Source organism: Vibrio fujianensis (assembly GCF_002749895.1).
Classification (GTDB): Bacteria; Pseudomonadota; Gammaproteobacteria; order Enterobacterales; family Vibrionaceae; genus Vibrio; species Vibrio fujianensis.
Map to the genome: position 1 here is coordinate 542,301 of NZ_NBUS01000054.1, position 10,060 is coordinate 552,360.

Sequence of the window (10,060 nt, forward strand, 5' to 3'; positions counted from 1 at the left end):
TCTTGATGAATCTTTATCGGCTCTTGACTATAAGCTGCGTAAACAAATGCAAATCGAGCTTAAGCAGCTGCAACGTAAACTAGGCATTACCTTTATTTTCGTGACTCACGATCAAGAAGAAGCTTTATCGATGTCAGATCGTATTATTGTCATGCGTGATGGAATTATTGAGCAAGATGGCTCTCCTCGTGAGATTTATGAAGAACCTAAAAACCTCTTCGTTGCGCGCTTTATCGGTGAAATCAATGTATTTAATGCAGAAATGCAAGAACGTATCGATGATAAGCGGATAAAAGTCACGATCAATGATGTGCCTGCTATTGTTTACTACGATCAAGCGGTCGTAAAAGGCGATAAATTGCAAGTTCTACTTCGACCTGAAGATCTTCTTATCGAAGAAATTAAAGAGTCGGAAACTCGAGGCATTGTCGGCCACGTCACTGATCGAACTTATAAAGGAATGACGTTAGAGTCGATCGTTGAGTTAGACTCTGGTATGCGAGTGTTAGTCAGTGAATTTTTTAATGAGGATGATCCCGACGTAGACCACTCTATCGGCCAAAAAGTCGCGATTACTTGGATTGAAAGCTGGGAGGTGGTCCTCAATGATGAGCAACAAGATTAATCTGCAAAATGCGATTATCGCATTAATTGTCGGATGGCTGACTCTGTTTGTTCTTATTCCTAATCTGATGATTATTGGAACTAGTTTTCTCACTCGTGATGAATCCAATCTGATTGATTTTACGTTTACCTTTGAAAACTATTTACGCTTGATGGATCCTTTGTATGCCAAAGTCATGCTGCACTCGTTTTATATGGCGATTGTCGCAACACTGCTTTGCTTAGTCATTGGCTACCCTTTTGCTTATATTGTGGCCAAAATGCCAGAAAAATGGCGTCCTATCATGCTATTTCTTATCATTGTTCCTTTCTGGACCAACTCATTAATCCGCACCTATGGATTAAAAGTAGTATTAGGTACCCAAGGGATCTTAAATAAGTTACTGCTCGGAATCGGAGTAATCGAGACACCATTGCGTATCATGTACACCGAAACTGCCGTGATGATTGGTTTGGTCTATATTCTACTGCCTTTTATGATCCTACCGCTCTATTCTGCGATTGAAAAACTCGATAGCACTTACATTGAAGCTGCGCGAGATCTCGGTGCCAATAAGCTACAAACGCTGATCAAAGTAGTATTGCCTTTAACGATGCCCGGAATTATTGGTGGTTGTCTACTCGTTCTACTCCCGGCATTAGGCATGTTCTATATTGCTGATCTCCTTGGTGGTGCGAAAAACTTGCTGATTGGTAACGTGATTAAGAGCCAAGTTTTAAATGCTCGAGATTGGCCGTTTGGGGCTGCAACCAGTATCGCCTTAACCGCAGCAATGGCCATTATGCTATATGCCTACTATCGTGCTGGAAAATTATTGAATAGAAAAGTGGAGCTAGACTAATGGGAAGAACAGTTAGATTTAGCTTTATGAGCTTGGTATATCTCTTTTTATACCTCCCTATCGTAGTGCTTATCGTCAACTCTTTTAACGATAACCGGTTCGGCATCCGTTGGGGTGGGTTTACCACCAAGTGGTATCACGCTTTAGTGAATAATGATAGCTTGATGCAAGCTGCATGGCACTCAATTACTGTTGCGGTATTTTCCGCCACTGCTGCCACCCTCATCGGTAGCCTAACGGCCGTTGCTCTGTTTCGATATCAATTCAAGGGTAAAAAAATGGTCAATGGTATGTTGTTTGTCGTCATGATGTCACCAGACATTGTCATGGCCATTGCCCTACTAGCACTCTTTATTGTCTTAGGCGCACAACTCGGATTTTTTACGCTGTTAATTGCCCATATCACATTCTGTTTACCATTTGTGGTTGTGACGGTATACAGCCGCTTAAACGGTTTTGATGTGAAAATGTTAGAAGCCGCAAAAGATTTAGGCGCAAGTGAATGGGTAATTTTGAAAAAAATCATTTTTCCTTTGGCGAAGCCCGCTGTTGCCGCTGGTTGGCTATTGAGCTTTACACTATCTTTAGACGATGTGATTATTAGCTCGTTTGTGACCGGGCCCACCTACGAAATTTTACCGCTAAAAATTTACTCGATGGTTCGGGTTGGAATTTCACCAGAAGTGAATGCGTTGGCAACCGTGATGCTAGTCGTTTCATTACTACTTGTGATCACATCACAGTTGTTAGCAAGGGAAAAAGTGAAGTAATATTCACTTGATATTTAACACGGAACAGAATGGCGATCGTCATTCTGTTTTTCTATATAACGCCCCATGGGGCTACGTTTGGTTTGGAGCTAACGTCAATGAAAAAATGGGCTACTTTATTAGCTGGTAGTGCATGTGCGCTTTCTCTGTTATCACATACAGCGGTTGCGCAGGATGAGGAATTGGTATTTATGAACTGGGGGCCATACATTAATAGTGGCATACTAGAACAGTTTACTAAGGAAACCGGGATTAAAGTTATTTATTCTACTTATGAATCGAATGAAACTTTATATGCCAAGCTAAAAACCCATAACCAAGGCTATGATCTTGTCGTACCGTCGACTTACTTTGTGTCGAAAATGCGCGATGAGGGAATGCTGCAAAAGATAGATAAATCAAAGTTAAGCAATTTTGCTAACTTAGATGCGAACTATCTCAATAAGCCTTACGATCCAAATAACGACTACTCAATTCCTCATGTTGTGGCAATTACCGGGCTTGCGGTCAATACCGATATGTATGATCCCAACGATTTTCAAAGTTGGGGTGATTTGTGGAAACCAGAATTAGCCAGTCAGCTCATGTTGATGGATGACACGCGTGAAGTCTTCCATATTGCTCTGCGTAAACTTGGTTACTCCGGTAACACAACGGATGATAAGCAGATTGATGAAGCTTATGCGGAGTTACGTAAACTGATGCCAAATGTGTTGGTTTTCAACTCTGATAACCCCGCTGCTCCTTATCTCTCTGGCGAAGTTGGCCTAGGTATGTTGTGGAATGGTTCAGCCGCTGCAGCACAGAAAGAAGGGCTCCCGATTAAATTAATCTTCCCAAAAGAAGGCGGAATCGGATGGGTCGATAACTTTGCGATTAGCTCTGGTGCAAAAAATGTCGAAGCAGCACATAAAATGATCGACTTTTTATTGCGTCCTGAAATTGCGGAGCAGATTTCTCGTGATACTGGATATCTAACCGGGGTCGCCCAATCTAATGCAAAATTTAAAGATGTTGAACCGCTTTTCCCTTCACAAGAAGATTTAGATCGTGTTGAGTGGCAAGCCGCCGTTGGCCATAAAACCGTGAAGTATGAAGATTATTTCATGAAGTTAAAAGCCGGACAATAACTTAACAGTATTGATAAATAGGTAGCATTAGCTGCCTATTTTTTTTGGGTCTGCTATACTTAGCCACTGATTAGCTTCACCTTTTGCCTAATTTAGGCTATTGCTATAAGAATACGGAACTGTAATGAAGAAAAGTAAACTGTATGCTGGCGCTTTATGCGCAGCCGCGCTATTCACCACCTCTGTTATGGCTAGCGACAATGAACTCTATTTCTACAACTGGTCTGAATATATCCCTAATGAAATTCTTGAAAATTTTAGCAAAGAGACCGGAATCAAAGTTATTTATTCCACTTATGAATCGAATGAGAGCATGTATGCTAAGTTAAAAACACAAGGCTCAGGCTATGACTTAGTTGTCCCTTCGACTTATTTTGTCTCAAAAATGCGTAAAGAAGGCATGTTACGCGCGATAGATAAATCGAAACTTAGCCACTTTGCCGATTTAGACCCTAACTTTTTAAACAAATCATTTGATCCTAATAACAACTACTCTATTCCTTATATCTGGGGAGCAACGGGCATCGGTATCAATACTGATATGTTAGATAAAAGCGCCATTAAAAATTGGGGCGACTTATGGGATGCAAAGTGGGAAGGTCAACTCATGCTAATGGATGACTCGCGTGAAGTTTTCCATATCGCATTAAGCAAACTGGGTTATTCCCCTAATACTACCGATCCAAAAGAAATTGAAGCCGCTTATCACGAGTTAACCAAGTTAATGCCTAACGTATTAGTATTTAACTCCGATTTTCCTGCCAACCCATTTCTAGCCGGAGAAGTCTCTCTAGGAATGCTGTGGAACGGCTCCGCTTATATGGCACGTCAAGAAGGCGCATCGATTGATATTATCTGGCCTGAAAAAGGCGCTATTTTTTGGATGGATAGCTTAGCCATACCCGCTGAAGCTAAAAATGTCGAAGCAGCTCATAAGATGATCGATTTCTTATTACGTCCTGAAAATGCTGCGAAAATCGCTCTAGAAATTGGTTATCCGACGCCAGTAAAAACCGCGCATAAACTTCTACCAGAAGAATTTGCTAACGATCCAAATATCTTCCCACCACAATCGGTTATGGAAAGTGGTGAATGGCAAGATGAAGTCGGTGACGCCAGCGTACTTTACGATGAATATTTCCAACGACTCAAAGTAAAATAATCATTGCTTACCAGATAAATCAACAGCGACACAAGTGTCGCTGTTGATTTATGGAGAGATTATCCCGCTTTCTACTTGAAGCTACAGTGGTGTCGGTTATGTTCTTTCACCCCACCTCGCCATTCTTGGCTCTTAACAAAACCAACCTACGACTGTTCACATTTATTCCAGACCAATTTACCGCTTAGCAGCAACTCCAAGTTGTTTGAGGATAGGCGCAGCAATGTGTTCGATATATCACAACAGTTGGTTAATGATGATGTTAGATAACGTGCTTAGTGCAAGACTATTTTTCAGATTTAACTCAAAAGAAGCATTAAGCCGAATACAATGATCATATTGTTCGGTAAGGCTGAACATTTTCCCTGGGGCAATACTAATATTATTGTTTAATGCTTCTCGATATACCTGCAAAGCGTCGATCTGTTTAGGAAGCACTAACCAAATAAAATACCCGCCACTTTGACTGAACACGGTGACCTCTTTAGGTAAAAGTGTCTTGAGTCGCTCCGTCATTTTGCGTTTTCGTTCAGACAGTTTTTTCCGCAACTGCTTCAAGTGCGATTCATAATTACGACTCGTCAAATAGTGCACCAACGTCATCTGAACTGGCGCACTTGTCGCTAGTGTACTCATTAACTGTAGCTTTTGAATCTCTAACGCTTGTTTCCCTGCAGCAACCCACCCAATACGAAGCCCAGCAATTAACGATTTAGAAAACGATGAACACAGCATGGTATTACCTGTATCATCGAACATTCTTAACGGATGTCCGGGTTCATCTCCGGAATAAAGTTCGTTATATACATCATCTTCAATAATCGGGATCTGATATCGTCGAATAAGTTCAACCAATTGTTGCTTCTTCTCGTTGGTTAAGGTAAATCCTAAAGGATTTTGGCAATTCGACATCAGCCAACATGCTTTGACATCGTGCGTTTGTAACGCCCTTTCCAAAGAATCTAAATCAATTCCAGTCACAGGATCTGTTCTAACAGATAATGCCTTTAACCCTAATCTTTCTAACGATTGCAGAGCGCCATAGAATGTAGGTGACTCAACCACAACCCAATCCCCAGGTCGAGTACATGACTGTAAACTCAATGTTAATGCCTCTAACGCTCCTGCTGTAATGATAATTTCATCTGGTGCAATCTCAACACCTTTAGCGGCATAGCGCTTCGCAATAATTGAGCGCAATTGTTCGTTTCCTGGTGGTAAGTTATCAAATGTGGAAGAAATCGGCATATTACGAGCGGCGGCACTCATCGCCCGATTAACGTGGTAACGCGGATAGAGGCTTGGATCTGGATAGGCAAAGCCAAAGTTAACTATGGAGGGATTTTTACTGGCCTGCAACACATCGAAGATAAATGCATTTATATCGACTTGCTCCGTCCATGCAACAGCAGTTGAGACTTGTTGAGTCTCATGTGCGCTTTTCATCCTGGGGGCAACTCGATAACCGGAGCGAGGTTGAGAGATGAGCCAGCCTTGTGATTCTAAAAGCTGGTATGCATGCAATACCGTCATCAAACTTAAGCCAGAATGTTCAGATTGACGACGAAGAGAAGGAAGCTTATCCCCAGAGTGCCATATCCCCGACTTTATCTGTCTTTTAAGCTGTTCAACTAACTGTTGATATTTTGCCATACTCACAACCTCGCGATTTGCACTACTCAAAATAATAACACTTTGGTTAATATTCTGTTATGGATTTATCGTGTTTATCTGTATCTACTTCCTGCACTTTTCTCCTTTTAAACTAGCATTCTGATAATACTAATAAGCTCAAAGGAAGTTTCATGTTTGGCCTCGACGCATTGATCCTTGCAAGGATACAGTTTGCCTTCACTGTCTCTTTTCATATTATTTTTCCCGCCATTACTATCGGTTTGGCAACCTATCTCGCCGTTCTCGAAGGTTTATGGCTCAAAACCCGTAATCCCGATTATCAAAAACTCTATCACTTTTGGGCTAAAATCTTTGCCGTTAACTTTGGAATGGGGGTTGTCTCTGGCCTTGTTATGGCCTATCAGTTTGGCACCAACTGGAGTGGTTTCTCTGATTTTGCCGGCTCAATAACAGGGCCATTGCTTACTTATGAAGTCTTAACAGCTTTCTTTCTTGAGGCTGGATTTCTTGGCGTGATGTTATTTGGCTGGCATCGGGTTGGTGAAAAACTGCATTTTTTTGCCACCTCCATGGTCGCGTTAGGTACGATTATTTCTACCTTCTGGATTCTTGCTTCAAATAGCTGGATGCAAACACCACAAGGCTATGAAATCGTCAATGGACGCGTGGTACCAACCGACTGGTTTGCTATCGTGTTTAACCCTTCATTTCCGTATCGTTTAGTCCACATGAGCGTTGCTGCTTTTGTTAGTTCGGCCTTGTTTGTTGCCGCAGCCGCCGCTTGGCACCTACGCAAAGGAAACCAATCTTCAGCGATAAAAACTATGTTTTCGATGTCATTAGGCCTTTTAGTTTTCCTCGCGCCTCTTCAGGCGATTATTGGCGATATGCACGGATTAAATACGTTAGAGTATCAACCCGCAAAAATCGCCGCCATTGAAGGTCACTGGGATAACAGCGATGGCGAACCAACACCATTAATCATATTTGGTATGCCGAGCATGGAACAAGAGCGAACAAACTTTGCAATAAAAATTCCAATATTAGGTAGCTTACTTCTGCGCCATAGTTTAACCGAGCCTATCCCTGCGTTAAAAGATTTCCCTAAAGATGAGCGACCGAACTCCCCTATCGTATTTTGGTCATTCAGGATCATGGTCGGGCTAGGTTTATTGATGATTGTTCAAGGTTTTTACAGTCTATGGTTGCGAAAGAAAAATACACTTTATACCTCACGTTGGTTCCTCAAATTTTCTCTACTTATGGGCCCTGCTGGTCTTATTGCCATACTCGCTGGCTGGTTTACTACCGAGGTTGGACGTCAGCCGTGGGTTGTATATGGCGTACAAAAAACCCGCGATGCTGTTTCTACACATGGCGATCTTCAGATGAGCATAAGCCTATTGTGCTTTCTTGTGGTGTATAGCTTAGTGTTTGGCTTTGGTTACTACTACATGATCCATCAGATCAAAAAAGGGCCTGATATTATCGAGCAAAATGAACCCCATGAACTAACAACCATTTCAGGCCGTATGTAGTCTCTCTAATAGCAATAAAGGTAAAGAATATGCATTTTGATTTATCCGTGATTTGGTTCGCAATCATCGTTTTTGCAACGCTGATGTACATCATTATGGATGGCTTCGATTTGGGAATCGGTATCTTGATGCCCTTGATTCAGGATGAGAGGCAAAAAGACGTCATGGTCAATAGCGTAGCTCCCGTCTGGGATGGGAACGAAACGTGGATTGTACTGGGTGGCGCATCGCTTTTAGGTGCCTTTCCACTCGCTTATTCGGTCATTATAGAAGCATTAACGATCCCTTTAACGCTGATGTTGATTGCTTTGATCTTTCGCGGTGTGGCGTTTGAATTTCGCTTTAAGGCATTGGAAAATCATTTAAAGTTCTGGGATCGCTCTTTTATGATCGGTTCTATTTTAACGACTTTTTTCCAAGGCGTGGTGGTTGGCGCTCTAATTGAAGGGTTCGATGTTAAAAACCGTGTTTTTGCGGGGGGTCAGCTTGATTGGCTCACTCCTTTCCCAATATTTTGCGGGTTCGGTTTGGTAGCAACGTATGCACTGCTCGGAAGTACATGGTTAATTATGAAAACTGAAGGTGAACTACAAAATACGATGTACCGATTTACTCATTACATCTTGCTAGTCATGATCTCAATATTAATTATTGTCAGTATTTGGACTCCACTTGCTTACCCATCGATTGCCGAACGGTGGTTTTCGCTACCCAATTTATATTATCTGGTTCCGGTGCCAGTTCTTACTGGGATAGTATGCTTTAAACTAGCCAGTTCAATCAGAACCCGTAAAGAGCGTAGCCCTTTCATCATGGCATTGCTGATCGTACTCTTCGGATTCGCAGGACTTGGCATCAGTATCTGGCCTAACATTATTCCACCGAGCATATCAATATGGGATGCTGCCGCGCCGGCCAGTAGTCAATCTTTTATGCTCATAGGTACCGCTATTATTGTTCCCATAATACTGGCTTATACCTCTTGGAGTTATTACGTTTTTTCAGGAAAAGTAAAACAAGGTCAAGCCTATCACTAAATAAATTGGTAAGGAGTCTCTATGAAGATAAAACAATGGTGTATCCAATGGGCATGGATGATCGGTCTTTGGGGAGGCAGTGTTCTCGCGTTAGGTATTATTTCAAGCCTATTTCGAATCATGATGACCGCTGCGGGATTAAACACTTAACCAGCCTCACCAAATCAAAATATTTCTGATTGAAGGCGAACACTATTAATAGGTTCGCCATGGTGTCAAAGGGCAACCTTAGGCGGGCTTCGATTCGGTTTGTAAAGCTAATAATTCCTCAACTAAACGAGGCACTTCAATGCTCGCCTTGCCATAACGTTTCTCTGCAAATTCACTTTCCACAGCACTCGGTTCAAGATTAATTTCGATGGTATGTGCACCATGCATTCTTGCATCATGCACAAATCCTGCAGCAGGATAGACAACACCGGAAGTGCCAATGGAAATAAACAAATCGGCCTGCTCTAACGCGGTGTAAATATCTCCCATACGTAATGGCATCTCCCCAAACCAAACAATGTGAGGCCGTAGCTGTTGCGGAATTTGGCAGCAATGGCATAGATCTCCCATGTTTAAATCATCCTGCTGCTCAATCACTTGATTAGAAACACTGCATCGCGCTTTTAATAGTTCTCCATGCATGTGGATGACATTATGACTGCCTCCTCGTTCGTGGAGGTTATCGATATTCTGAGTGATGATGGTAACTTGGCCATGAAGTTTTTTTTCTAACTCGCCTAAAGCAATATGTGCAGCATTGGGCGCTATCGTTGTTGACTGTAACTTGCGACGACGTTGATTATAAAACGTTTGTACCAGATCAGGATCACGTTCAAATCCTTCTGGTGTGGCTACGTCTTCGATACGATGATTTTCCCATAAACCATCTTGAGCTCGAAACGTTTGAATACCAGACTCGGCAGAAATTCCCGCACCGGTTAGTACAACAATATTTTGATAGGGAAAGTTCATACCATATTCCTTCTCTTCACTATATTAGAACTAGCTTAACATCGATTGTAAGCGTCAACCTAGTTTTCTGGATTAGACAATAGTAGTACTTTTGACTACCTACATCACGTTTAACGCTGAAAAAACACCCAGACAAGCTGGGTGTTTCAGTTCGAATACTAAGGCATTGGTTTTATACGTCGCTCATTTACAGATTAGGCCCTTTTGACGGCTGATGGAGAATATTAGCTTGCAATTGTTTCATTCCTTGAATCATCCGAAAAATCCATAATGTTATGGCTCCAGCAGCGATGGCCACTCCCACATAAGGGATAGCATGACCAACAGCGGCTAGCCATGCATTACTAAACCAATAGCGA

10 protein-coding genes are annotated in these 10,060 nt (G+C 42.1%); 8 read left to right on the forward strand and 2 right to left on the reverse strand.

What is annotated here, in order from left to right:
• From B7C60_RS19725 to B7C60_RS15590, 5 genes are all read left to right on the forward strand, one after another.
• A partial coding sequence (locus B7C60_RS19725; RefSeq protein ID WP_245869572.1) for a TOBE domain-containing protein occupies window positions 1–625 on the forward strand: 625 nt, incomplete at its 5' end.
• Window positions 609–1,466, forward strand: a complete 858-nt coding sequence (gene potB, locus B7C60_RS15575; protein WP_170887232.1) for a spermidine/putrescine ABC transporter permease PotB — start codon at window positions 609–611, stop codon at window positions 1,464–1,466. The genes B7C60_RS19725 and potB, both read left to right, overlap by 17 nt.
• A complete protein-coding gene (gene potC, locus B7C60_RS15580; RefSeq protein WP_099612431.1) occupies window positions 1,466–2,236 on the forward strand; it encodes a spermidine/putrescine ABC transporter permease PotC in 771 nt (256 codons plus the stop codon). Before potB ends, potC begins: the two co-directional genes overlap by 1 nt.
• Window positions 2,237–2,334: 98 nt before the next feature.
• Window positions 2,335–3,366, forward strand: coding sequence for an extracellular solute-binding protein (locus B7C60_RS15585; RefSeq protein ID WP_099612432.1), 1,032 nt, complete (start codon window positions 2,335–2,337; stop codon window positions 3,364–3,366).
• 124 nt (window positions 3,367–3,490) lie between these two features.
• Window positions 3,491–4,528 (forward strand): extracellular solute-binding protein, encoded by a 1,038-nt coding sequence (locus B7C60_RS15590; protein WP_099612433.1) that lies wholly within the window; start codon window positions 3,491–3,493, stop codon window positions 4,526–4,528.
• A 237-nt stretch (window positions 4,529–4,765) separates the two neighbouring features.
• Here B7C60_RS15590 and B7C60_RS15595 read toward each other — a convergent pair whose 3' ends face one another.
• The gene (locus B7C60_RS15595; protein WP_099612434.1) at window positions 4,766–6,181 is read right to left on the reverse strand and encodes an aminotransferase-like domain-containing protein; all 1,416 of its coding nucleotides are present in this window, start codon (window positions 6,179–6,181) and stop codon (window positions 4,766–4,768) included.
• Window positions 6,182–6,333: 152 nt separating this feature from the next.
• On the opposite strand from B7C60_RS15595, the gene B7C60_RS15600 reads away from it, so the two are divergent.
• The 3 genes from B7C60_RS15600 to B7C60_RS15610 are packed head-to-tail and all read left to right on the forward strand — an operon-like array spanning window position 6,334 to window position 8,888.
• On the forward strand, window positions 6,334–7,701 hold the full coding sequence (locus B7C60_RS15600) for a cytochrome ubiquinol oxidase subunit I (protein WP_099612435.1): 1,368 nt from the start codon (window positions 6,334–6,336) through the stop codon (window positions 7,699–7,701).
• Between the two features lie 29 nt (window positions 7,702–7,730).
• Window positions 7,731–8,738: a cytochrome d ubiquinol oxidase subunit II gene (gene cydB / locus B7C60_RS15605; RefSeq protein ID WP_099612436.1), complete on the forward strand. Its 1,008-nt coding sequence runs from the start codon at window positions 7,731–7,733 to the stop codon at window positions 8,736–8,738.
• Window positions 8,739–8,759: 21 nt separating this feature from the next.
• A complete protein-coding gene (locus B7C60_RS15610) occupies window positions 8,760–8,888 on the forward strand; it encodes a DUF2474 domain-containing protein (RefSeq protein ID WP_099612437.1) in 129 nt (42 codons plus the stop codon).
• A 78-nt stretch (window positions 8,889–8,966) separates the two neighbouring features.
• Here the strand turns inward: B7C60_RS15610 and cobB are convergent, their stop codons facing one another.
• On the reverse strand, window positions 8,967–9,701 hold the full coding sequence (gene cobB / locus B7C60_RS15615; RefSeq protein ID WP_099612438.1) for a Sir2 family NAD+-dependent deacetylase: 735 nt from the start codon (window positions 9,699–9,701) through the stop codon (window positions 8,967–8,969).
• Window positions 9,702–10,060: the final 359 nt, after the last annotated feature.

Excerpts from the sequence above, each read along its gene's own strand:
- potC (WP_099612431.1), top strand. The coding sequence starts at position 1,466 with ATGGGAAGAACAGTTAGATTTAGCTTTATGAGCTTGGTATATCTCTTT.
- cobB (WP_099612438.1), bottom strand. The coding sequence starts at position 9,701 with ATGAACTTTCCCTATCAAAATATTGTTGTACTAACCGGTGCGGGAATT.
- B7C60_RS15595 (WP_099612434.1), bottom strand. The coding sequence starts at position 6,181 with ATGGCAAAATATCAACAGTTAGTTGAACAGCTTAAAAGACAGATAAAG.
- B7C60_RS15590 (WP_099612433.1), top strand. The coding sequence starts at position 3,491 with ATGAAGAAAAGTAAACTGTATGCTGGCGCTTTATGCGCAGCCGCGCTA.
- B7C60_RS15600 (WP_099612435.1), top strand. The coding sequence starts at position 6,334 with ATGTTTGGCCTCGACGCATTGATCCTTGCAAGGATACAGTTTGCCTTC.
- potB (WP_170887232.1), top strand. The coding sequence starts at position 609 with ATGAGCAACAAGATTAATCTGCAAAATGCGATTATCGCATTAATTGTC.
- cydB (WP_099612436.1), top strand. The coding sequence starts at position 7,731 with ATGCATTTTGATTTATCCGTGATTTGGTTCGCAATCATCGTTTTTGCA.
- B7C60_RS15585 (WP_099612432.1), top strand. The coding sequence starts at position 2,335 with ATGAAAAAATGGGCTACTTTATTAGCTGGTAGTGCATGTGCGCTTTCT.
- B7C60_RS15610 (WP_099612437.1), top strand. The coding sequence starts at position 8,760 with ATGAAGATAAAACAATGGTGTATCCAATGGGCATGGATGATCGGTCTT.